Below are 23,234 nucleotides of genomic sequence, written 5' to 3'. Positions count from 1 at the left end.
GCCGATGTCCGGTTCAGCGGCGGCGTGGCAGCAGGCGGCGAGACACGTGGGCGGTCAGGTCCTCGGCGATCGGCGGCACCGGGGCCGTGGGGCGCGCGGGTGGCGGCGGGGCCGAGCGGGCATCGCCGGAGATCCGGATGAGCAGCGCCAGAATGATGTAGTTGGCCAGCAGCGACGAACCGCCGTAGGACATGAACGGTGTGGTCAGACCGGTCAGCGGAATCAGTTTGGTGACACCGCCGACCACCACGAACAACTGCCACCCGATCGAGAACGCCAGCCCGCCGCCCAGCAGTTTGCCGAACGCGTCGCGGGTGGTGAGGGCGGCGCTGAAACCGCGCACGCACAGGATCAGGAACAGCGCGAGCACGCCGGCCAGCCCGACCAGTCCGAGTTCCTCGCCGATGGTGGAGATGATGAAGTCGGTCTTGGCGAACGGCACGTCCTGCGGCCGCCCGTTGCCCATGCCGGTCCCGATCAGCCCGCCGGTGCCCATCCCGAACAGGCCCTGCGAGATCTGGTATCCCGTCGTGTAATACGTGGCCAGCGGGTCCTGCCACACCTGCACGCGCACCCGCACATGCGCGAACAGCCCGTAGGCGATGATCGCGCCGACCGAGAACATGGCCAGCCCGATCAGCAGCCACGACGCCCGCCCGGTGGCGATGTACATCATGGCCAGCACGGTGCCGAACACCAGCAGCGAGAAGCCCAGGTTCTTCTCGTAGACGAGCACCAGCACCGCGACGAAGGTGACCAGCAGCAGCGGGGCCAGATCGCGCAGACGCGGGAAGGTCATGCCCAGGAAGCGTTTTCCCTCGCTGGCGAACAGGTCGCGGTTGGCGACCAGGAACGCGGCGATGAAGATGATCAACAGCACCTTGGCGAACTCGCCGGGCTGAATCGAGAAGCCGCTGATCAGAATCCAGCTCTTGCCGCCGTTGACCTCGCTGAAGCGCGACGGCAGCAGCGCGGGGATGAGCAGCAGGATCACCCCGGCCAGCCCGCAGGTGTAGCCGTAGCGGGCGGGTTTGGTGTGATCGGGCACCAACGCCAGCACCAGGACGAACAACAACATGCCCAGCCCGGTCCAGATCAACTGGTGCGCGGAGTCCGACGACGGGATCGGCTTGCCCGCGTGCGCGGCCTGCGCCGCCTCCGCCCGGTCGAGCCGGTCGATGAGCACCAGCCCGATCCCGTTGAGCAGCACCACGCACGGCAGCAACACCGGATCGGCGGCCGGCGCCCAGCGCCGCACCGCCAGATGCGTGACCAAGACGAAGACGGTGAAGACGACCAGCGCGCGAATGCTCTGCCCGTCGAATCCGGTGCCGGTGGTGGAGGTCATGGCCAGATACGCGAATCCGGTCAGCGCCAGCGCCGCCGCGCACAGTAGCAATTCGGCATTGCGCGGAACCCGTCCGCTCGACCTCGCCGGGGCAGGGCTGTGCCGAATCGCGCTCACACCGAACAGTATCGCGCGCGATAGCGGATCAGGAGCCAAAGCAGCAGGGCTTCCGCGATCGCGGTGAACACGGTGAGAAATTGGCTGAAATAGCTGGCCAGGACGTTCACCACGGTGAGCGACAGAATGTTGGACCAAATGCCCAGTCGGACACCGAGATCCACCCGGCCGCGCATCCACTGGGCCGCCGCCACCGCACAACCGATGCCGACCAGCAATTCCGCCACCGCGGCGATGCCCAAGCCCGCCAAGGCCTTCCAGCCGTGATTCTGGGTGACGTCGAGGAAGTGATCGAGGGCGGGGGAGGGGGAATGCCGGCCCGCCAGCACGATGACGGCCAGCACCAGGCGTAGCAGTGTCCACACGGCGTGGCCGATGAGGACGGTGATCAGCACCGCCGCCAGCACCCGCCGCGGGAGCAGCGTGTCCTCGGCGCGTCGATACGCCCGCCGCAGTCGCCCGAAACGTGAGGGCCGGGCGGCCTCGTGGGTGGTGCGCAGATAGTCGCCCAGCGCGTCGCAGAGGGCGACGGTGTCGGGGGTGAAGCCGCTACGGTCCACGCGGTCGAGGCTGTGCAGCAGGGCATTGCGCTGTTCGGCGCTGATCGGGGTGCCCACGTCCATGCCGACCTGTTCGGTGACATCGGCCAGCACCAGGGTGGGCGGCCGGACGCGGCTGCGGGCGGCATAGCGGGCGACCAGGACGATCGACAGGAAGGCCAGATAGATGATGGGCGCGGCGAGCGGGAAGAAATAGTCGTTGTCGGAGGTGATGAACTTGCCGACCTCGTCGATGAACAGCCCCAGCCCGACCCCGGACAGCGCCGCCGCGGTGGCCAGCGACCCGCGACCGGCGAACAGGAACATCACCAGACAGGCGATGACCAGCAGCAACCCGCCGAACAGCGCATGCGCGATGTGATAGGTGCTGCCGCCGATCTTGGGATAGCCCGCGGCCATCAGGTACAGCCGGGTGATCACCACGGTGAGCCCGAAGCAGACCGCCATGATGGTGACCAAGCGACCGGAACCGGGCCGCCACCGCATCATCGCCACACGCTCGCCGAACACGGAATCCACCGTGACACAGATCCGGTCGCCCCGGTGCCGAACCGGAGCAGCGGGTGCCGAACCGGACCAGCGGGACCGAATCGGAGTGGCCGGGTATTGAACCGAATCGGGCCTCGGATCGTGTCAGCTGAGACCAGCGTGCGAGCAATCGAGGTCGCTATGAGTATCGATCATGTTGGACGCAGGGAGGTCGTCGCCGCCGCGGGGGTGGTACTGGTGGCGGCCGCGTGCACGAACCAGCGGACCGCGTCACCGGGGACCACCACGACGACAGCTGGGGCGGCGCCGGGCGCCACGACCGCACCACCGGGCGCCACGACGGGCGTGCCCGCACCGGCCGCCCCCGAACCGTCGGTCGCCGAGCCCGGTCCCGCGCCCCCGAACGGCACCGTGCTGGGGACAACCGCCCAGGTGCCGGTCGGCGGCGGCGTGATTCTCGGTGACACCGTGGTCACCCAGCCGAACGCCGGCGATTTCCTCGCCTTCTCGACGGTCTGCCCGCATCTGGGGTGCGCGGTGAACTCGATCTCCGGTGGCGTGATCAATTGTCCTTGTCACGGAAGCCAATTCGGGCTGGACGGGTCGCTGGTGCGCGGGCCCGCCACCCGCGGCCTGGCGCAGCGCCAGGTGAGTGCGCGCGACGGGCAGTTGTTCGCCGGTCCCGCGCCCGCGCCACCGGCCGCCCCGGCCGCGGAGGAACCGCAGCCGCAATCGGCCGAGCCCGCGCCGGTCACCGTCACCGAGCCGGGTGCGCCGGACAACGCCATCGCCAGGACCGGTGACGTTCCGGTGGGTGGCGGGGTGATCGTCGGCAATACCGTTGTGACACAGCCGAATGCGGGCAACTTCATCGGTCTGTCGGTGGTCTGCACGCATTTGGGTTGCGCGGTCAACGATATCTCCGGCGGCACCATCAACTGTCCTTGTCACGGGAGCAAGTTCAACCTCGACGGGTCGGTCGCGGCCGGGCCCGCCACTCGTTCCCTCGACAGCCGTCCGGTGAGTGTCCAGGGCGATTGGGTGGTGTCGGGCGCGGGTGATCCGAACGCCCCTGTGCCGCCGCCGAAACCCTGGTGGTGCGAGTTCATTCCGCCGGGCTGCCTGGGCTGTTGACCCCGGGGCTCAATACGGCTGTGCGGTCGAGTTCCAGTTCACGGCCAGTTCCGCGGCGGCGGCGCGCGGGAAGGAGACGTGCGTGGCGTCGCCGTCGGAGGTGTAGCGCTCGCCCGGATTGGCCGCCAGCCAGTCGAGCCAGTAGCCGGAGTCGAACGCGACGGGGCCGCGGCCGGACCGGATGCGCGGGATGCCCGCCGGGTCGAGCGCCGCGGTGAAGGGCGAGGCGGCCGGGTTGGAGCCGACCAGCAGGACGCCGCCGAACCGGTAGGGCGTGCCGTCCCAGCTGCCCGCGCGGGCCAGGCCGTGGTCGGCCGGGTAGACGCCGAGCGGCAGCGCCATGGACCGGATGGTGGTGCCCGGGGCCGCCGTGGTGATGGCGCGGACATTCTGGACGAGTTCGCGTTGCACGTCGGCGGGCGGCAACTGGCCCAGATTGGCGTGGGTGGCGGTGTGCGCGCCGATGTCGTAGCCGTGGCGGACCAGCCAGGGCAGGGTGCGGGCATCCTCGCCGAAGGGTTCGTTGTTGACGTAGAAGGTGGCGGTGGCCGCGAAATCCGGGTGGCGGGAATGGAATTGCTCGAGCAGGCCGACGGCGCAGTCGGGGGCCGGGTCGCCGGCGGGGGTGAGGGTCAGCTGGCTGCCGGTGGAGTCGTCGAAGGTGAGGACCACCGGATGGGTGCCCGCGGGTAGGTCGATGACGCCCGACAGGTATTCGGTGATGGTGATCGGGCGGTAGCCCTCGGTGTGGAGCCGTTCCAGTTCGGCGGTGAATTTCGCCGGGGTCTGGTCGTATTCGCCGCCGGGCGCGGCTTCGACGCGGTGGTACATGAGGATCGGGATCCGGCCCAGCTCGTTGGCGGCGACCGCGGCCGGATCCGGTGGCCGGACCGCCGGGGGCGGCGCGGGCGCGGCCGCCGGGCCGGGAGCGGTGGATCCTCCGCACGCGGTGGCGGTCGCGCACAGCAGCGCCGCCGTGACCATTCGCAGCATGGTCGACGCCTTCATCGCCGCAACGCTACGCGGCGACAACGGTTTTGAGGTGATCTCGGCGAAAATCGGACGTTGTTCGCACGCAGGCGAGATAGTGATGCCAACAGCCGTCTGTGGAAGTTGGTGTCTAGGTTGCTCATGCGACTCCGGTCGATCCGCCGTCGGCGGTCCGCCCTGCTCGCGATCGGTGCGGTGGTGTTCCTGGTGCTCGCCGCGGTGGTGTTCGTCTTCGGCCGCAGCCGCCCCTCGGCCGCCGTCCAGCCGCCCACCCTGGAACTCGCCCCGACTCCCGCCGCCACGTCCTATCGGGACCCGGTGCTGGTGCGCGGCAAGGCGATCGGCGCGAAGCAGGTCGCCATCGGCGACACGTCGGTGCGTCCCGGCCCGGACGGCGCCTTCGAGATCCGGCTGCCGCACGGTCCGGTCGATGCCACGGTGGTGGCCACCGGCGCGGCGGGGGACACCGTCGTCAGCCCGGTCAAGGTCGAGGTGAGTTTGCCGCGGATCCGCGCCGTCCATGTCACCGCCTACGCGTGGGCCTACGACCCGATGCGGGAGGCGGTGCTGGATCTCGCCCGCCAGGGCCGGATCGACACCGTGCAGCTCGACATCAAGGACGAGGACGGCATGATCGGCTACGACTCGCAGGTGCCGCTGGCCCGCGAATCCGGTGCCGCCACCACGATTTACGACGCCCCGGCGGCGCTGCGGCAACTGCACGACATGGGATTGAAGGTGATCGGCCGCATCGTCGCGTTCCGTGATCCGACCCTGGCCGTGTGGGCCTGGCACCACGGCCACCCCGACTGGGTGATCCAGAACGCGGGCGGGCAGCCGTACTCCAGCGGTTACGGCGCGATCGCGTTCACCAATTTCGCGAGCCCCGAAATCCGCTCCTACAACCGTGATCTCGCCGTCGAGGCGGCTCGGCTCGGCTTCGACGGCGTCATGTACGACTACATCCGCCGTCCCGACGGCGGCCTCGGCAGCATGCGGTTCCCGGGCCTGACCGAATCTCCGTCGGACTCGATCGCCAACTTCCTGCGCGAGGGCCGTGCTCCGATCCACGAGGCCGGTGCGTCATTGAGCGCCGCGGTGTTCGGTATCGCCGCCACCCGGCCCGACGAGATCGCCCAGGACATTCCGGCGATGGCGCGATACGCCGATTTCCTGGCGCCCATGCTGTATCCGTCGCACTGGCATGCGGGGGAATACGATGTCGCGAGCCCGAACTCGCAGCCCTACGACATCGTGTTCCGGTCCCTGCAGGACTTCCGGGCGCGCACGGCCGGGACGAGCGCGCAGGTCATACCGTGGCTGCAGGACTTCAGTCTGGGCGTCGCCTACGGGGATGCTCAGGTGAAGGCGCAGATCGACGCCACCAACGCCGCGGGGTACAACGGATTCTTCCTGTGGAACCCCGCGGTCACCTACCATCCCGGGGCGATCGTCCCCGACTAGCCGGTGGTCAGCCCCGGTTCAGGGTCGCGCCGAGCGGGGCGACGGTGAGCTGGGATCGGGTGGCCCGCACGGTCACCTCGAAAACCGGCTTGCCGGTCAGGGGTCCGTCGACGAAGCCCGCCAGTTCCGGGTTGCCGGCCGGGTCGGCTTCACGGACGTCGAGGGCGCCTTCGAGTCCGCGGGGATTGTCGTCCAGTCCGGCGGCGCGCGGCAGCAGTCGCAGGCCGTCGGTGGTGTAGAGCTGGACGGGGTAGTCGCGGCCGGTCGGCGCGACCAGGGTCTGCGCGGACATGTCCGGTGCGGTGTTCTGGACGGGATCGCCGCGCAGCGGCTGATCGTCGGCGGTGAACTCCCAGGTTTCGGCGCGAAGATCCTTGTGCCAGTAGCCCGTCCGGCCACCGTGCCTGCCCTCGACCCGCAGCTCGCGATTCTCGGCCGCGTCACCGATGACGTGAATGGAGATGCGTGAGGTGATCTCGCCCGGGATCTTGGCCTGGGGCCGCCAGTCCTCGGCGGGCAGCGAGATGGCGGCGTACGCCGGGTCGAGCCGCTCGGTCAGCTGATCCGGCGCGGACGGCAGCGGCCCCTGGTCCTGCCAGGTGTACCGCCCCGGAATATGGTTGGACCCAGCCATATCCAGGTCGTACTTGCGGGTGAACATGTCCCCGTACCAATTCCACAGCATCGGCCCCGACAGCAGATTGTCCATCGAGTAGATCCACCCGTTCCGATCGGCCGCGACGAGCATGTTCCCGTCCACCGACACCGCCGCCACCTGCCCGTCCAAACACCCCGGCGTCGGCACCTTCCGCCACCCGCCCCCCGACTCCCGAGGCCGCGTATACAGCGACCCGTCCCGCAGCACCACCTCCGCGACACTGTTGAATCCCTGTGTCCCATCTCGCAACTCGACCCGCGCGGGGAAATTCAAGTTCCCCGGCGCCGCAGGCAGATCATCGAACTCCGCCACCCCCCGAACACTCGGCAACGGCAGAAACACCCCCGCCACCCAACACCACCACACCCACGGCAACCGCCGCCGCCAACCTCCACACCGAGCGCCCTGTCATGCCAGCAATCTAACCCGCCCCCCGCCCCGAAAGACCCACCACCACCAGCCGATTTGCATACCCCCAGCCCCCATGGTGTACCTTCGTCCAGTCGCCGGGTAATCCCAGCGGCAACCATCCGGGGCTATGGCGCAGCTGGTAGCGCACCACACTGGCAGTGTGGGGGTCAGGGGTTCGAGTCCCCTTAGCTCCACTCCACGGCAGAGCCGCAGGTCAATCGCCTGCGGCTCTGCCGTTTTCGTGGCAGCGCGCGAACCGTTCGAGGCGATCATGGTCGGGCGTTCCACAGGGCGCTGACCGGCAGGGCGCGGAATTTCGGTCCGAAGGGGAGGGTTTCGGTGCCGGTGTAGAACACGTATCCGGCGAGGAGGTCGTCACCCAGGCGGTCTGCGAGGTGGCGGAGGCCGCGGAAGTCCTCGCCCTTGACTGTGGCGGCTGCTTTCACCTCGATGGCGATCACTTCGCGTCGATTGTTCTCGAGGATGATGTCGACTTCGACGTTGTCACGGGTGCGGTAGTGGAACATGCGGGCCTCCTGGTCGGACCAGGTGAGCTGACGGGCGAGTTCGGCGGCTACGAAGCCCTCCAGCAGTGACCCGAGCGGGCCGTTGACGGCCCGCAGTGCGCGTGGGTCGGCACCGCACAAGTATGTGGCGATTCCGGAATCGACCATGAACACCTTGGAGGTCGCGACGGCCCGGGTGGTCAGGTTTCGTGACCAAGCGGGGATTCGCTTGATCAGGAAAACCTCTTCCAGGAGGCGGAGATAGCGGGTGACGGTGTCTTTGGGCAGGCCGAGTTCATTGCCGAGGGCGCCGGGCACCAGAAGTTGACCGGATCTGGCCGCGACGAGGTTGGTCAGGGTGAACATCTCTGCGGCACGTTCGATCTCGGACAGTTGCATGACGTCTCGGTTGATCAGATCGGCGACGTAGGAGGAGAAGAATCGGGAACGCCGTTTGCCCTCTCGTGCAACGGCTTCGGGGAAGCCGCCGCGTGCGATCCGTTCGATGTAATCATCGCGATTCTCGGTCCCGTCGTGCCGTAGCTGGGGTCCGCGCTCGAAGGCACAATCGATGAATCTGTCGGGCGCGCCGTCGATTTCGCCTTGGGACAGCGGCCAGAGTTCGATCGTCTCCATGCGTCCGGGGAGGGCGTCGGGAACGCTTCGAAGTGCCATGACGTGAGCCGAACCGGTCAGCAGAAACCGGCCGGGTCGTCCATCGGCGTCGACGGTCTCCTTGATCGCCAGCAGCAGCTCCGGTACTCGCTGGACCTCGTCGATGATCAAGAGGGAATCGTCGAGGACGAACTGCGTGGGGTCGTAGCCGGCCGCCTGCCGAGTCTCCGGCTTGTCGAGGCTGCGCCAGGTCGCGCCGAGCTCCCTGCCTATCCGGGAGACCAGCGTGCTCTTTCCGCATTGGCGAGCTCCGTTGACCAGGACGACGCGAGTATCTGCAAGAGCTTCATGCACTGCCGAGTGAGCATGACGGGGAAGGATCCGACCAATCGGCGACGACGAGAAGGACGAGGTCACCGCAGCAGTATTGCACATCATGTGCGCGATCTGCCGCATATAACGTGCGCGATCTGCCGGAACCTGTGTGCGCGATCTGCCGCATATAACGTGCGCGATCTGCCGGAACCTGTGTGCGCGATCTGCCGCTATGGTTGTGCGCTTCTTGCCGATGCCGGAGCCGCTGCTTCGCCGGAGCGTTGTCGTTGAGTCGGCGGCTTCGTCCGCAGGTGATTCGTTGCGATCGGGCACGGGGAGCGGTCGCGATCATCGGGCACCGCCAACCGGGCCCGGCCGGGCACCCACCGCGCGAATCGTAGTGTCCGGCCCATCCACCAGCACCGCCCGGTTCGTATGCTGGTCCGTCAGGTCCACTGGAAGCGTGAGGCCGCAGGTCAAGGACCTGCGGCCTCGCTTGGTTTTTGACGGAGCGTCAGCGGATCACGGTCCGCAACGTGGATAACCCGGACATGGCACGATCCGCGGTAGTTGAAGCTCACTGTTCGGACCAGAATTGGTTGAGTCGGTTTACCGCCTGCTCCTTGGTCATCTGCTCGATTTCCTCCGGCGACAGACGGACCAGTCGTATGAGTTTCTCGACGATGCCGAGAGGGATGGGCTCCTTGTCGGGGATTGTGACGGCTCCCGACGTGCGTGCCGGGCGAACCCGATCATTGACGCATGCCCAGAACTGGGTTTCGGTGACCTCGAGTTGATCCTTCAGGATCTGGCACCACAGCTTGGAACCGTAGTCGGTGTTGTCCATGGGCCGTGAGATCCGGGTGCGCAGGATGCGTCCGTCCGGAAGGGGCAATTCCCAAGTGCTGTGGTGCTTGACCACACCGCCGGTGGCATTTCGGACTCGTACCCATTCGTCATGGTGACAGAACGCTTCGTGGCCCTTCTTGTTGCCCGGTGGGTACTGGGTCATTGTTCGGCCGCCGTCAACCATTCTCTCAATTGTTCGTCCGTTGATAGCTCCACGAACTGTACGAAGTCGACGTTCTTCCGATGGTTGAGTGCGGCATGGAGACGGTCTTGCCAGTCGGCGGTGTACTCACGCATCGCTTCGATCAACGCGGTGATCGCCGTGTCCAGGTCGGGCTCCTCCACGGCCAGCGGAAGGCCCGGCAGGTACGCGACCCAGTTGTTGTTCTCCCGCACCACCTGCGGTTCGTGGTCGCGGATGATGTGGGACAGCAACCACCGCAGACGCCCGACCTCCACCAGCGCCGACTCCTTACCCTTACGGGATACCACGGCGACATTGCCCTGCTCCGCGGCGGTCAACATCTGCGCGAAGTGCTCTCTGGCGCTGTTCATCGAGTTGAAGCGCGCGACAGATGTGATTCGTTCCGTGGTCGTCATCGGTCCCTCGATCTCTTCCGTCACGGCCATTTGTACATCATGTACATCATGTACATCTGTTCGCCGACGCGCTAGGTGCGACATGCCACATGGCGCGATTGTGATCGATCGGCGGCTTGGTGTTGCGGGGGCTGATATCGACATCGGCCCGGGCGCCCGGGCCCACCCGAGGGCGCCCACCACCCGAATAGGGATGTCCGGCCCGTCGACCAGCACCGCGCGGCTCGTATGCTGGTCCGCCAGGTCGGCCCTTCATCGTTACCGGGCGGTGCCGTCGCACGCTATTCGCCGGAACCGAACGGTGGGCCGGGATCGGTTGGGAGGCAGGCGGACCCGCATCCTCGCCGGGGCCGCAAGCCCGCGCCGGTGCGGCAGGTCCGGCGTCGCTGCTCCGGGTGCGCGGCCAAGGCCTGCCCCACCAGTTGGACGGCGTCGTCGACGTTTGTCGCCGTGATCGCCAATTCGCGAACGCCCTCGCCCCGGGTGGTCACCGTGACCGAGACGCAGGTGCGTCGCGAGCGGATGATTTCGGGCAGGACTCTGATCGCGACCACCGCCGCCCATACCAGTGCCGCGATCGTCTCCACGGCGATCACCTCGTGTGAACCGCTGTGGCGGACACGAATTCGGCGGGCCACCGCCGGGTGACCGCGGCGGCCATGAGCGCCGCCGCCAGCGGGCTGTGCGCCGCGCGCAGAGTGCGGTACAGCTCGTCGGCGCGAGTCTGGGGGCGGGTGTGGGGCGACGGCATTGTGCACCTCCGAGTGGTCTTGCTGGTCAAGACCAAGGTGCCATCGGCCGGCTACCGGCCGCCCTGGAAAAATCCGGATCTTGTGCGGCTGAATGGCTCTGCGACAGTAATTTTCAAGATTTCACGCCGTAGTTCTGCCAAGCGTTGTTATCGATCACGACGATGTGGCGATTGCGCAGGCACACCAGCCCCAGGTCGCGCATCTCGCGCATGGCGAGCCCGACGGCGTCGACCCTCGCTCCGACGAGGTTGCCCAGCTCCTCGTAGTTGAGCCGGATGGTGATCTCCCACGCCTGCGCCTCCACCTCGTCACCATCGTCACAGCCATTTCCGTTCGGCCGCACCGTGGTCCGGCGGCCGTAGGACTCCGCGAATTCGACGAGCAGCCGTGCGAGTCTGATGCTGACCGGGCAGTCGTTGAAATCCAGCCGTCGCTGATCCGCCCAGGCGAGCCGGTCCGCCATGGTGCGGCACAGCGTCTGCCACGTATCCGGATGCCGGTCGAGGAAGCGCAGGAACTCCGTCCCCGGCATGCGGTGCACGGTGGCGGCCGTGCAGATGCTGACCGTCGCGGAGCGCCGGGAACTGGGCTCGAGTGCCGCGATCTCACCGATCACATCCCCGCTCACCCGGATCGCCAGCAGTTTCCCGTCGGCTCCCGTGATCTTCGCGCACGCCGACACCTTGGAATCCCGCGACCGCAGCAGGTACACGCTGCTGGCAGGATCGCCATACGGCGACAACACCTCGCCCGGTTGAAAGGGCGTTTGCTTCCCGAGTGAGAGCAGATCCCGCCGCGACGCCGGACTCAATCGCTCCATGAAGGTGCGCTCCGGCCACGGCCAGTTGTCCAGCCAGCCGCCCTGTGATGTGTTCATATCCCAACTCCGTGCCTCGGAGAAGCCGCCCCCGAATCCTCCACGGTAGGCGCACACCCTCGCTCGAGGATGAAATCGCACATCACGATCTGAGACAGTGGGCCGCGAATCCTATTGCTGTCCAGGGCGGCGGGGATCGGCGTGGCGTTATCGGGGCGCGCGGATGATCATGGAGGGATGGACACCTACCTGGGCATCGATATCGGGGGCACGGGGATCAAGGGGGCTCCGGTGGAGGTGGCGGCTGGGCGGTTGGCTCAGGAGCGGGTCAGGGTGCTGACGCCGCAACCGTCGACGCCGGAGGCGGTGGTCGAGGTGGTTCGCGAGCTGGCCGGGCAGTTCGCCCGGGATGGGGCGGTGGGTGTCACCTTTCCGGGCGTGGTCGTGGACGGTGTCACCCGTACCGCGGCGAACGTGGACGACGGGTGGATCGGGTTGGACGCCCGGGAGCGGCTGTCTCGGGTGCTGGGCGTTCCGGTGACCGTGGTCAATGACGCGGATGCGGCGGGGATCGCCGAGATGCGGTTCGGGGCCGGTCGGGACCGGCGCGGGACGGTGTTGATGCTGACCTTCGGGACCGGTATCGGAAGTGCGCAGTTCTACAACGGGGTGCTGGTCCCCAATACCGAATTCGGGCATCTGGAGCTCGACGGGCACGAGGCGGAGCAGCACGCGGCCGCGAATGTGCGTGAAGAACGCGACCTCAGTTGGAAGCAGTGGGCGCATCGGGTCGAGCGTTATCTGCAATACCTGGAAATGGCGTTCTCACCGTCGTTGTTCATCATCGGCGGCGGGGTCAGCAAGCATGCCGCCAAGTTCCTGCCGCACATCGACAAGGTGCGGGCCGAAATCGTGCCCGCCGCGCTGAGCAATGACGCCGGCATCGTCGGCGCGGCGCTCGCCGCCGCGGCCGGATGACTCGGAGTACATCGCGAAACCCGCTCGCCGGGCGATGGTTTCCACGAGATCAGCGGATGCGGGCGGGGCTCGGCGGCCTATATTGAGAGCGCTCGCGGTTTTCGTTACGGCACAGAGGTTTTGATGAACACGGGGTACTCGATAAGGTGGGCGGCGGAGCACGGGTTGCCGCGGCTGGGGTTTCTCGCGCTGCGCGCCATGGGGGACCCGTTCGCGCGACTGATGAGCGGGGACGAAGGCTACGATGACCCGTACTCGCTGATCGATCAGCTGCGCGGTGACGGCGGGGTACTGGTTACCCGCGCCGGTTATGCCGCCTTCGACTACGAGCTGTGCCGGGAAATTCTGCGCGACAGGCGATTCGGTGTGCGCCCGCCGATCGATTCGGCGGTGCCCTTCCTGCTGCGCCGCTACGCCGAACGAGTTGTGGTGCCGCCCAACCCGATCGAAGCGCCGTCCATGTTCGCCCTGGACCCGCCGGAGCACGGACGGCTGCGCAAACCTGTCGCCTCCGCCTTCACCCCGCGCGCCGTCGCCCGCCTGGGCGATCGGGTCCGCGAGGTCATCGCGGAGCTGCTCGACGCGATGGCCGCGAACGAATCCGCGGACCTGATCGAGGATTTCGCCGCGCAGGTGCCGATCGCTGTCATCGCGGAGATAATGGGTTTTCCCGCCGCCGATCGCCAGCTGTTCCTGCGCTGGGGGAGCTACGTCGCTCCGCTCCTGGACGTCGGAATCTCCTGGCAGGCTCACCACCGCGCCATGGTCGCGACCGAGGCGATGCGGGACTACCTTGCCGCCCACATCGAGAAGCTGCGCCGCGAACCAGGCGACGACATCTTCAGCCTCCTGGTCTCCACGAGCGACCTGACCACCACCGAATTGATGGCCAGTGCGAACGTCCTGATGGGCGCGGGTTTCGAGACCACCATGAACCTGCTCGGCAATTCCGTACCGATCCTGTTGTCCCACCCCGATCAACTCGATCTCCTGCGCGCCGAGCCCGAGCGCTGGCCGCTCGCGATCGAGGAACTGCTGCGCTTCGACACCTCGGTCCAGATGACGGCCCGTCGCGTCCTGGAACCGGTGCGATTCGACGGCGGGGTTCCGCTCGAGCCGGGGAAGTCACTCGTCGTCTCCCTGGCCGGCGCCAATCGCGATCCCGTCAAATTCCCCGACCCGCACCGCTTCGACGTCACCCGCCCCAACGCCCGGGAACACCTCTCCTTCGGCACCGGCATGCACGGTTGCATCGGCGCGAGCCTGACCCGACTGGAGGTCCTGCAGGCGCTGCCCGCCCTCTTCGAGCGCTTCCCCGACCTCCGCCTCGACGGCGAGCCGACCCGCCGCCGCCTGTCCACTCTGCGCGGTTACTCACACATGCCCGTTCAGCTGAAGTCTCGTTGACTACCGGGTGGTAAGTTTCGCTGCAATGCGATAACGATCCCCATCGAAGTGGTGTCGGTGAGGCGGGGCAGCACCGCATCACCCTCCGGTGGAACAAGATTGAGGCAGTACGGGGTTCGCCCCGAGGCTGGGGAGTTGGTTCTTGAATACTGAAGCGATTGTGCTGGATCCGACGGGCGCCGATGTTCAGGCTGAGAACGAGCGGATACGCCGGCGCGGGTCGGTCTCGTTGGTGGGGTTGCCCGGTGGGGTATCGGCTTGGGCGGTCACCGATGCCGTTGTGCTGAAAGAACTTCTCGCCGATCCCCGAGTGTCCAAGGATCCGCGCCGGCACTGGACGGCCTACAAGAACGGGGAGATCGATCACCGGTGGCCGTTGCACCCGTGGGTGATAGCGGAGAACATGTTCACCGCCTACGGCGACCAGCACCGCCGCCTCCGCAAACTGGTGGCCCCGGCCTTCACCGCTCGTCGCACCGCCCTGATGCGCCCGGGGATCGAGGCCATCGTCGATGGTCTGCTGAAACGACTCGATGCCCTTCCCGCGGGCGAAGTCGTCGACTTGCGGCCCACCTACGCCTATCCGGTGCCGATTCAGGTCATCGGTGAATTGCTCGGCGTACCAAAGCATTTGGATGCCAAGATCCACGCGTGCGTCGACGGGTTCTTCGACACGTCCTTCACGCCGGCGCAGGCGCAGGCCAATGTCCTCAAAATGGTCTCGCTCATGGGGCAGTTGATCTTCTATCGGCGCGGCCACCCCGGCGACGACATCACGAGTGCGCTGATCTCGGCCGTCGACGAGGACTCCGACCGGCTGACGCAGAAAGAAGTGATCGACACCTTGATCCTGGTGATCAATGCCGGTCACGAGACCACGGTCAACCTGCTCGACCAGGCGATCGTCGCGCTGCTGTCCAACCCGGAGCAGCGGGCCGACGTACTCGCCGGCCGGGTGCCGTGGTCGGAGGTGATCGAGGAAGCGCTGCGATTCCAGCCGCCGATCACCCACCTGCCGCTGCGCTACGCGGTCGAGGATATCGAGATCGCGGGAGTTCGGATCGCCGCGGGCGAGGCGATCCTCGCCTCCTACGGGGCCGCGAGCCGGGACCCGGGGGTGCACGGTGACACCGCCGGGGATTTCGACATTCATCGGGAGAACAAGGAGCACATCGCCTTCGGATACGGTGCGCACCATTGCCTCGGTGCGCCCTTGGCCCGGCTCGAGGCGGCGATCGCACTGCCGGCCTTGTTCGAGCGGTTTCCGACTATGCGATTGGCGGTGGACCCCGCCGAACTCCGGCCGCTGGGCAGCTTCGTCTCCAACGGTCATCAGTCGGTCCCCGTTCTGCTGCAATGACATTCACCCGCATTGACATTCACCGATTCGCCGAGAGGTCCCATGGGAAACACCAGCTGGTTGCGTAGGTTGTCCGCCGGATCGGAGGATGGCGCCCATACTCTGATCTGCTTTCCCCACGCCGGGGGATCGGCCATCTCCTACGGGCCGCTGGCCAGAACACTGGGACCGCAATTCCGTGTGCTCGGCGTGCAATACCCCGGGCGCCAGGATCGCAGGCACGAACCGTTACTCGAAAGCGTCGCCGACCTGGTCGAGGGCGCGCTGCCGGAAATTCGCGAACTGATTCCGCGGACCACGGGCTACTCGCTGTTCGGCCACAGCATGGGTGCGGCGGTGGCGTTCGAGACCTGCCGTCGTCTCGAACAGGAGCAGATGACGCCGCCCGCCACCTTGTTCGTATCGGGCCGAATCGCACCGGCGCGGAAGGGCTCTGACGGTGTGCACCGGTTCAGCGATCAGGAATTGATCCGGCACCTGCTGGATTTCGGCGGCACGCCCGCAGTGCTGCTGGAGGACCCCGATTTCCGGTCGCTCATTCTCTCGGTCACCCGAAGTGACTACCGCGCGATCGAAACCTACACGTGCGCACCGGAGTCCACGGTCGAGTCTCCGGTCGTGGCGCTGGTCGGCGACAGTGATCCCGCCACCAGCATCGCCGACCTGAAAGAGTGGCAGGCGCACACCACCGGACCGTTCACACAGACGTCGTTTCCCGGCGGCCACTTCTACATCGATGCCAACTCGCACGGCGTGGCCCAACTGATTCGTGATCAGAGAGACTGCAACTATGCCTGAAACCGCTGGACCCGTTTCGAATGTTTCGGACACCGCCCATTGGGTGGCCGCGTATCGCGCGATCGAATCCGCCCGTTCCGATGCGCTCTTTCACGACCCGCTCGCGGAGCTGCTCGCCGGCGAAACCGGTAAGGCCATCGTCGCGAATGAAGGATCGAACGCGATGGCCGGCTGGCCCTTGGTCACGAGAACCAGAGTCATCGATGATCTGATCGCCGAAACCCTCGCCGAGGGCTGCGATCTCGTCATCAACCTGGCGGCGGGTTTGGATGCGCGGCCGTATCGTCTCGATCTGCCCGCCGATCTCCGCTGGATCGAAGCCGACTTTCCGGATCTGATCGCGGAGAAGAACCGTCTGCTGGAAGGCGAGACGCCCCGCTGCGTACTCAGCCGCGCCGCAGTGGATCTCGCGGACCCGACAGCGCGCGACGAGTTTCTGGACCAGGTGCTCGATGGTGCGAAGAAGGCGCTCGTACTGACCGAAGGACTGGTGTACTACCTGTCCGACGACGAGGTCTCGGGATTGGCCTCGGCACTGGCGCGGCCCGAAATCGCCTGGTGGATCATGGATGTGAACAACAAGCCCGTGGTCGATCGGTTCAACCGGGTGAACAGGAAGCTGCTCGAGAACTCACCCTGGAAATTCGGGCCACTCGAACCGCTGCGCTTCTTCGCCGACGCGGGCTGGACCGCGGACGAGGTCATCGGATTGTTCCGTATGGCAGCCCGATTCCGCCGGTTGCCTCCGCTGCTGTGGTCGCTCGCCCTCGCGCCCGTCGGCCCCCGGATGCCGGCCGGCGCCAAGCGGATACCGTGGTACGCGGCGGTTCGGCTCAGGTACACCGGCGCATGATCGGATAGCTCGCGCCCAGCGCGAGATCTGCGGCCGGGAGGGCGAATCGCCCTCCCGGCCGCATCGTCACACCAGCTCTTCCAGCCAATCGTCGACCGCCGCGGCGACCTGATCCGATCCCTCGTGCAGCATGGCGAAGTGGTTGGCATCCACCTGGACCACGCGATGGCTCTGGTCCCACGGCTGGGCCTGCCACGCCGCGAAGTCCTCGGGTACTCCGGGAATCCGCTGTGCGCACTGCAGGAACAGCGTGGGCGCGGCGATCTTCCCGGGCAAGATACCGCGGAGCACCTGGATGTACTGGCCCATGGCGGTCAATCGGGCGGGGTCGAATCGATCGAAGGCGGCCTCGTTGGTCACCATGTTCTCGGCGACCGGCTTGAGAATCCACTCACTTCCGTCGCCCTCGGCGACCCGGTAGCTATCCACCAGCACCACTCCCGTCGGCGCGGGTCCGCCGAGGGCTTCCAGTTGTTCGGCGACGCTGTAGGCCAGGACCCCGCCGGAGGAGTACCCGAACAGGATGAACGGCTCGCCCCCGGCGGCGTCGAGGATGGGCCGGAGCAACGCCTTGGTGGCCGCGGCATAGTCGGTGGGCAGCGGCTGGCCCGCGTGGGACCCCATCGGTGCGAGTCCGACCACGTCGCGGGCGGTCCGCAGTTTGCTTGCCACGCGGGCGTATTGGCGCACACCGCCCGCCGCCATCGGCGGGGCGATGCAGATGATGCGCGGCGTGGCGGCGCCTTCGGTCAATCGGATGAGCTCCGGCTCGATGTCCGGTACGTCGTTGGCGGTGAACTGATCTCGCATCTGTGCCGCCAGGTGCAGGAGCAGGAAGGCGACCGAATACTGCTCCCTCCCCACCGCGGTGCGGAACATTCCGTACAGCGAGTCGTCGGCGACACCCTCCTGACGATCTCGTTCGGCGGCCGCGCTGACAGCGGTCGCGAGGGCATCCGCGCCTTCCGCCAATTTCTCGTCCAGTTGTTTCGCGAGAATCTGGGGCGTCGGATAGTCGAAGACGAGGGTGCCGGGCAACTGCACGCCCGTCGCGTCGCGCAGGGCGTTGCGGAATTCGACCGCGGTGATCGAGTCGAATCCCATCTCGCCGAACACATTGTCGCCCTCGATGAGGTCGGCGTCCGCATAGCCGAGCGTCGCGGCGGCCTGCTTGCGCACGAACTCCACGAGCAGCGGAAGCCGCTCAGCGGACGGCAGGCCGACCAGCTCCAGCAGCGGTGACGGCGTCTCGCGCGGTGCCGACAGCGGTACCAGCCCGCGGACCAGGGCGGGCGCGTGCTCGGCTCGCGTGCGGAGCACGGCTCGGTCGACCGGCAACGCGGCCAGCTGGGCGACGCCGGAGGCCACCGCGGCATCGAACAGCGCCAGTCCGTCGGACTCGGACAGCGCCGGGAAGCCCTGTCGCCGCATCCGTTCGAAATCCTCGTCCGACAGTTCCGTGCCCAGACCACTCGATCGTTCCCACAGGCCGTAATCGATCGACGTGGCCGTCCACCCGGCCGCCCGGCGGTAGGTGGCGAGGGCATCGAGGTACACATTGGCCGCCGCGTAGTTGGCCTGCCCGGCGGCCAGCACCAGCCCACCGGCGGAGGACACCAGGACGAACAGCGACAGCGGCAGGTCGCTCGTGAGTTCGTGCAGGTGCCACGCGGCGTCGGCCTTGGGCGCGAACACGGCATCGATGCGACCGCTCGTCATCGATTCGATCAAACCGTTGTCGGCGATGCCCGCCGCGTGCACGACACCCGTCAGCGGATGCTCGGACCCGATCTCGTCGAGCAGGGCTTTCAGCGCGTCTCGATCGGAGACGTCGCAGGCCCTGACGGTCACCTGCGCGCCGAGTTCGGTCAACTGAGCGCACAACGCGTCGGCGCCGGGAGCGTCCGGCCCCCGCCGGGACGTCAGCACCAGCCGCCGCGCACGGTATTCGGTGACCAGGTGCCGGGCGAACAGCGCGCCCAGCCCACCGGTGCCGCCGGTGATCAGCACGGTGCCGGTGTCCAGCGGCTCGACCGGCTCACGGTTCGCCTCGGTGATCTGATGCGGAACCAGACGCGGCACCAGGAGATTCGCGCCGCGCAGCGCGCCCTCCGGCTCCGCCGCCAGGGCCGCGGCGGCGGTGGCGACCGCGGCCGGATCGTGGTCGGCCGAACACTCGAGGTCCAAGAGCCGCAACCGGTTCGGATATTCGGCCTGGGCCGCGCGCACCAGACCCCAGACCGGCGCCTGCGCCGGGCGCACCTGCTCCCACTCGCTGGTACGGACCGCGTCGCGGGTCAGGATCACCAGGCGGGATTCGGCGAATCGATGGTCTCCCAACCACTGTTGAACGGTAGCCAGCACGCCGTGCGACGCCTCGCGGGCGTCGTGCGACGACGCGTCGCCGGTATCGGCGCAATGGAGCAAGACGAGCTCGGGGACGACAGCGTCGCCGTCCGCATCGAGTGCTGCGACCAGCGTCGCGAGGTCGGGATAGCCGGGTACATCCGCCGACCCCGGCGCGCCGATCACCGCTGTGCGCGCCGCGGCCACCGAACCGGTGCCGACCGACGCCGCGATCCAATCCACCCTGAACAAGGCATCGGCCACCCGATCGGCGCGCAGTCGGTCCGCGGACACCTGGCGGGTGTCCAGCGAATCGACCGATAACACCGGGCTGCCGGTGCTGTCGGCCAGCCACAGCGTGAAACGGTTGTCGTGCACGCGGATTCGCGCCCGAACGGCGTTGCATCCGGCCGTGTGTAGTGCGACGCCACGCCAGCTGAACGGCAGCGCGGGCGCGTCGAGGCCGCCGGTGCGAATGCGATCCACGATGAGGGGATGCATGGCGGCGTCGAACAGTGCGGGGTGGAGGCCATATCCTGCGGCGGCCTCCGCATTCGGCAGGACCACCTCGGCGAACAGCTCGTGACCGTCGGCCCCGTGCTCGCCGCGTCGCCACATCGCCCGCAGGCCCTGGAAACCGGGCCCGTATCCGTATCCGGCATCCAGCATCTCGGTGTACGCACCGGCGACGTCGATCGCCTCGGCGTCGGCCGGAGGCCAGGCGGCGAGATCGAAATCGGGCCGGGTGTCCTCCGCGGTGAGGTCACCCTGCGCATGCAACGTCCACGCGACGGCGTCCGGTTGGCGTGAGTGAATCGTGATGCGCCGTCGGCCGGAATCATTCGCCGCGCCGACCACCACCTGCACCGAAACTCCGTCGTGGGCGGGCAGTGTCAGCGGCGCGTGCAGGATCAGCTCGTCCACTCTCGGGTGGCCGAGCAATCCGCCCACATGGGTCGCCAACTCGACGAAACCGGTTCCCGGCAGCAGTGCGGTACCGAGCACGCTGTGATCGGCCAGCCATCCGACCGAGTCCAGCGACCAGCGGCCGACGAAGCTCACCCCACCCGAATCCGGCTGCGGGACACTCACTCCCAGCAGTGGATGGGTGACCGGATCCAATCCTGCGGCATCGGCTTCGGCGGCCAGCCACGTCGTCGACAGATGCCGCTTCGCATCGAGCCAGTACCGCTCGCGTTGAAACGCGTAGGTGGGCAGGTCGATCGGCTGCGCGCCGGGATGGAACGCGGGCCAATCCACCTCGGCGCCCGACACGAACAATTTCGCGACCGCGGCCGTCACCGTGGCGGTCGTGGCCTGGTCACGGCGCCCCACCGCGACCGCGACGATGCCCTCGGCGTCCACGGTGCCCGCCACCATCGGCGTGAGGACCGCGTCCGGCCCGACCTCGGCGAAGCGCACCACACCCGCGTCCGCCATCGTGGTCACCGCGTCGGCGAACCGCACCGTGGCGCGCACCTGACGCACCCAGTACGCCGGGTCCGACATCTCATCGGTCACCCGAGCGCCGGTCACGGTCGATACCAGCGGAATGGTCGGCCGGGCGAAGCTCAAGCCCTCGACCACCGCGGCGAACTCCGCCGACATCGGATCCATCAATCCGGAATGGAAAGCGTGCGATACGCGCAAACGAGTGGTCCGCCAACCCTTCTCGGCGAATGACCCGGCCAGTGCCTCGACTTCTGCCTCGACGCCGGAGACCACCACCGAGGTGGGGCTGTTCACCGCGGCGATCGATACGCCGCCGGTCAACAGCGGGGCCACGGCGGATTCCGGCGCGCCCACCGCGACCATCGCCCCACCCGCGGGGAGCGCTTGCATCAACCGGCCGCGCGCGGCCACCAAGGTGCAGGCGTCCGAGAGCGACAGCACTCCGGCGATATGCGCCGCGGCGACTTCGCCGATCGAGTGGCCCGCCACCAGGTTGGGGCGCAGCCCCCACGCCTCGAGCAGGCGATACAGCGCGACTTCGAAGGCGAACAGTCCGGCCTGCGCGAAGACCGTCTGGTTGATCAGGTCCGTCGAGGTGAGCGCCTCGTCCAGCGAAATCGGCTGGTCGAGAAGCGGACTCAGCTCCGCGACAATCTTGTCGAACGTCGCCGCGAAAGCCGGGTGCGTACGCAGCTGTTCGGCCATACCGGCCCACTGCGCACCCTGACCCGAGAAGACGAACCCTGTCGAACCCGAGGCCACCCGACCCGACACCACACGGGGTGCGGACTCTCCGCGCCCCAATGCCTCGATACCCGACAGCAGTTCGTCGCGATCGGCACCGAGGGCCACCGCTCGATGGCCGAGCGTGGCGCGGGTGGCGGCCAAGGAGTATCCGACATCGTGTGCCGCGACGTCGTTGCCGCGGACATACGACCGCAAGCGAACGGCCTGTTCACCGAGCGCACGGGCGCTGGCGGCGGACAGCACCCAGGGCATGACCGCGCCGGCGGGCTCGGCCGGGATCACCGCAGCGGGCTCGGCCGGGGGCGTCGCGGCGGCGACGGCGGTCGCCTGTTCGAGAATGACATGTGCGTTGGTGCCGCTGATGCCGAAGGACGACACACCCGCGCGGCGTGGGCGATCGAGCCGCGGCCACGGCACCGGTTCGGTCAGCAGCCGCACCTCGCCCGCGGACCAATCGACCTTGGTCGACGGCCGGTCCACGTGCAGCGTGCGCGGCAGCGTTCCGTGCCGCATCGCCATCACCATCTTGATCACGCCGCCCACGCCCGCGGCGGCCTGCGCGTGTCCGATGTTCGACTTCAGCGACCCGAGCCACAGCGGCTGTTCCGGCGCGCGATCGCGGCCGTAGGTGCCCAGCAGGGCCTGTGCTTCGATCGGGTCGCCCAAAGTCGTTCCGGTGCCGTGTCCTTCGACCGCGTCGACTCCATCCGCGGCGATTCCGGCACTGGCCAGCGCCTGCTCGATGACGCGCCGCTGCGCGGGACCGTTGGGCGCGGTCAGACCGTTGGAGGCGCCGTCGGAGTTCACCGCCGAACCGGCCATCACGGCGAGAACGCGGTGGCCGTTGCGTTGCGCGTCCGAGAGTCGTTCCAGCACCAGCACACCGGCGCCCTCCGCCCAGCCGACGCCGTCGGCGCTGTCGGAGAACGATTTACAGCGGCCGTCGATCGCCAGCCCGCGTTGGCGGCTGAACTCCACCAGCGTATCCGGGCCCGCCATCACGGTCACACCGCCCGCCAGGGCCAGCTCGCACTCGCCCGCGCGCAGTGCGGCGGCGGCCGAATGCATGGCCACCAGCGAGGACGAGCACGCGGTGTCGACGGTGACCGACGGTCCCTGGAGTCCGAAGGTGTAGGAGACCCGGCCCGAGGCCAGCGATCCCGCGTTCGCGTTGGCCGGGTAGTCGTGGTACATCATGCCGACCCAGACGCCGGTCGCGCTGCCGCGCAAGGTCGCCGGGTCGATTCCGGCGCGTTCGAAGGCCTCCCAGGAGGTTTCGAGGAGCAGGAACTGCTGCGGATCCATGGTGGCCGCTTCGTTCGGGCTGATGCCGAAGAACGTGGGATCGAAATCGCCTGCGGTGTGCAGGAATCCGCCGGACCGGGTGTGGGAGCGGCCGGGTAGTTCGCCGGTGGGGTCGTAGATGCGTTCGATATCCCAGCCGCGGTTGGCGGGGAGGTCGGTGGTGGCGTCGACCCCGTCGGAGACCAGTCGCCACAGGTCTTCCGGTGACTCGACGCCGCCGGGGTAGCGGCAGGCCATGCCCACGATCGCGATCGGCTCACGCAGGGCGGCGTCGAGTTGACGATTGCGCGCCCGCAGCCGATCGGTCTCCTTCAGCGAGGCCCGCAGCGCGTCGGCGAGTTTGGCGGTGCTCTCTGTATTCGT

At 67.8% G+C, this 23,234-nt stretch carries 17 protein-coding genes, 1 tRNA gene and 1 pseudogene; 8 read left to right on the top strand and 11 right to left on the bottom strand.

The window, feature by feature from the left end:
* Window positions 1–13 precede the first annotated feature (13 nt).
* Window positions 14–1,465: an FtsW/RodA/SpoVE family cell cycle protein gene (locus tag ACWELJ_RS00465; protein ID WP_452364025.1), complete on the bottom strand. Its 1,452-nt coding sequence runs from the start codon at window positions 1,463–1,465 to the stop codon at window positions 14–16.
* A complete protein-coding gene (locus ACWELJ_RS00460) occupies window positions 1,462–2,535 on the bottom strand; it encodes a hypothetical protein (protein ID WP_452364024.1) in 1,074 nt (357 codons plus the stop codon). The genes ACWELJ_RS00465 and ACWELJ_RS00460 overlap by 4 nt, the downstream gene beginning before the upstream one ends.
* Window positions 2,536–2,694: 159 nt before the next feature.
* On the opposite strand from ACWELJ_RS00460, the gene ACWELJ_RS00455 reads away from it, so the two are divergent.
* Window positions 2,695–3,648, top strand: coding sequence for a QcrA and Rieske domain-containing protein (locus ACWELJ_RS00455; protein WP_452364023.1), 954 nt, complete (start codon window positions 2,695–2,697; stop codon window positions 3,646–3,648).
* A gap of 9 nt (window positions 3,649–3,657) precedes the next feature.
* On the opposite strand, the gene ACWELJ_RS00450 is transcribed toward ACWELJ_RS00455, so the two are convergent.
* Window positions 3,658–4,656 carry a polysaccharide deacetylase family protein gene (locus ACWELJ_RS00450; protein WP_452364022.1) on the bottom strand — a complete coding sequence of 333 codons (999 nt, stop codon included), beginning with the start codon at window positions 4,654–4,656 and terminating at the stop codon, window positions 3,658–3,660.
* Between the two features lie 123 nt (window positions 4,657–4,779).
* Here ACWELJ_RS00450 and ACWELJ_RS00445 point away from each other — a divergent pair, with 123 nt between their 5' ends.
* Window positions 4,780–6,102: a putative glycoside hydrolase gene (locus ACWELJ_RS00445; protein WP_452364021.1), complete on the top strand. Its 1,323-nt coding sequence runs from the start codon at window positions 4,780–4,782 to the stop codon at window positions 6,100–6,102.
* Between the two features lie 7 nt (window positions 6,103–6,109).
* On the opposite strand, the gene ACWELJ_RS00440 is transcribed toward ACWELJ_RS00445, so the two are convergent.
* On the bottom strand, window positions 6,110–6,907 hold the full coding sequence (locus tag ACWELJ_RS00440; RefSeq protein WP_452364020.1) for a hypothetical protein: 798 nt from the start codon (window positions 6,905–6,907) through the stop codon (window positions 6,110–6,112).
* A gap of 385 nt (window positions 6,908–7,292) precedes the next feature.
* Between ACWELJ_RS00440 and ACWELJ_RS00435 the strand changes: the two genes are divergently transcribed.
* Window positions 7,293–7,365, top strand: a tRNA-Ala gene (locus tag ACWELJ_RS00435).
* Window positions 7,366–7,440: 75 nt separating this feature from the next.
* On the opposite strand, the gene ACWELJ_RS00430 is transcribed toward ACWELJ_RS00435, so the two are convergent.
* From ACWELJ_RS00430 to ACWELJ_RS00405, 6 genes are all read right to left on the bottom strand, one after another.
* A complete protein-coding gene (locus tag ACWELJ_RS00430; RefSeq protein ID WP_452364019.1) occupies window positions 7,441–8,940 on the bottom strand; it encodes an ATP-binding protein in 1,500 nt (499 codons plus the stop codon).
* 244 nt (window positions 8,941–9,184) lie between these two features.
* Window positions 9,185–9,640, bottom strand: a complete 456-nt coding sequence (locus ACWELJ_RS00425) for a cytotoxic translational repressor of toxin-antitoxin stability system (protein WP_452364018.1) — start codon at window positions 9,638–9,640, stop codon at window positions 9,185–9,187.
* Entirely contained in the window at window positions 9,616–10,086 is a 471-nt protein-coding gene (locus ACWELJ_RS00420) for a prevent-host-death protein (RefSeq protein WP_452364017.1), read from the bottom strand. Before ACWELJ_RS00420 ends, ACWELJ_RS00425 begins: the two co-directional genes overlap by 25 nt.
* Window positions 10,087–10,337: 251 nt before the next feature.
* Window positions 10,338–10,643, bottom strand: coding sequence for a hypothetical protein (locus ACWELJ_RS00415; protein WP_452364016.1), 306 nt, complete (start codon window positions 10,641–10,643; stop codon window positions 10,338–10,340).
* Between the two features lie 5 nt (window positions 10,644–10,648).
* Window positions 10,649–10,807, bottom strand: a complete 159-nt coding sequence (locus ACWELJ_RS00410) for a hypothetical protein (protein WP_452364015.1) — start codon at window positions 10,805–10,807, stop codon at window positions 10,649–10,651.
* A 113-nt stretch (window positions 10,808–10,920) separates the two neighbouring features.
* On the bottom strand, window positions 10,921–11,685 hold the full coding sequence (locus ACWELJ_RS00405) for a Crp/Fnr family transcriptional regulator (RefSeq protein WP_452364014.1): 765 nt from the start codon (window positions 11,683–11,685) through the stop codon (window positions 10,921–10,923).
* 177 nt (window positions 11,686–11,862) lie between these two features.
* Here ACWELJ_RS00405 and ppgK point away from each other — a divergent pair, with 177 nt between their 5' ends.
* From ppgK to ACWELJ_RS00380, 5 genes are all read left to right on the top strand, one after another.
* Entirely contained in the window at window positions 11,863–12,603 is a 741-nt protein-coding gene (gene ppgK, locus ACWELJ_RS00400) for a polyphosphate--glucose phosphotransferase (protein WP_452364013.1), read from the top strand.
* A gap of 123 nt (window positions 12,604–12,726) precedes the next feature.
* Entirely contained in the window at window positions 12,727–14,010 is a 1,284-nt protein-coding gene (locus ACWELJ_RS00395) for a cytochrome P450 (protein ID WP_452364012.1), read from the top strand.
* Window positions 14,011–14,290: 280 nt separating this feature from the next.
* Window positions 14,291–15,370: a cytochrome P450 family protein gene (locus ACWELJ_RS00390; protein WP_452364011.1), complete on the top strand. Its 1,080-nt coding sequence runs from the start codon at window positions 14,291–14,293 to the stop codon at window positions 15,368–15,370.
* Between the two features lie 42 nt (window positions 15,371–15,412).
* A complete protein-coding gene (locus tag ACWELJ_RS00385; protein ID WP_452364010.1) occupies window positions 15,413–16,168 on the top strand; it encodes a thioesterase II family protein in 756 nt (251 codons plus the stop codon).
* On the top strand, window positions 16,161–17,021 hold the full coding sequence (locus ACWELJ_RS00380) for a class I SAM-dependent methyltransferase (protein WP_452364075.1): 861 nt from the start codon (window positions 16,161–16,163) through the stop codon (window positions 17,019–17,021). Before ACWELJ_RS00385 ends, ACWELJ_RS00380 begins: the two co-directional genes overlap by 8 nt.
* A gap of 66 nt (window positions 17,022–17,087) precedes the next feature.
* On the opposite strand, the pseudogene ACWELJ_RS00375 reads toward ACWELJ_RS00380, so the two are convergent.
* Window positions 17,088–23,213 (bottom strand): annotated as a pseudogene (locus ACWELJ_RS00375) (type I polyketide synthase); the annotation flags it as partial.
* Window positions 23,214–23,234 lie beyond the last annotated feature (21 nt).

It is taken from the genome of Nocardia sp. NPDC004582, from assembly GCF_053602115.1.
This window is presented reverse-complemented; position numbering and strand designations above follow the sequence as displayed.

Excerpts from the sequence above, each read along its gene's own strand:
- ACWELJ_RS00455 (WP_452364023.1), top strand. The coding sequence starts at position 2,695 with ATGAGTATCGATCATGTTGGACGCAGGGAGGTCGTCGCCGCCGCGGGG.
- ACWELJ_RS00445 (WP_452364021.1), top strand. The coding sequence starts at position 4,780 with ATGCGACTCCGGTCGATCCGCCGTCGGCGGTCCGCCCTGCTCGCGATC.
- ACWELJ_RS00385 (WP_452364010.1), top strand. The coding sequence starts at position 15,413 with ATGGGAAACACCAGCTGGTTGCGTAGGTTGTCCGCCGGATCGGAGGAT.
- ppgK (WP_452364013.1), top strand. The coding sequence starts at position 11,863 with ATGGACACCTACCTGGGCATCGATATCGGGGGCACGGGGATCAAGGGG.
- ACWELJ_RS00450 (WP_452364022.1), bottom strand. The coding sequence starts at position 4,656 with ATGAAGGCGTCGACCATGCTGCGAATGGTCACGGCGGCGCTGCTGTGC.
- ACWELJ_RS00410 (WP_452364015.1), bottom strand. The coding sequence starts at position 10,807 with ATGCCGTCGCCCCACACCCGCCCCCAGACTCGCGCCGACGAGCTGTAC.
- ACWELJ_RS00405 (WP_452364014.1), bottom strand. The coding sequence starts at position 11,685 with ATGAACACATCACAGGGCGGCTGGCTGGACAACTGGCCGTGGCCGGAG.
- ACWELJ_RS00420 (WP_452364017.1), bottom strand. The coding sequence starts at position 10,086 with ATGGCCGTGACGGAAGAGATCGAGGGACCGATGACGACCACGGAACGA.
- ACWELJ_RS00380 (WP_452364075.1), top strand. The coding sequence starts at position 16,161 with ATGCCTGAAACCGCTGGACCCGTTTCGAATGTTTCGGACACCGCCCAT.
- ACWELJ_RS00395 (WP_452364012.1), top strand. The coding sequence starts at position 12,727 with ATGAACACGGGGTACTCGATAAGGTGGGCGGCGGAGCACGGGTTGCCG.
- ACWELJ_RS00425 (WP_452364018.1), bottom strand. The coding sequence starts at position 9,640 with ATGGTTGACGGCGGCCGAACAATGACCCAGTACCCACCGGGCAACAAG.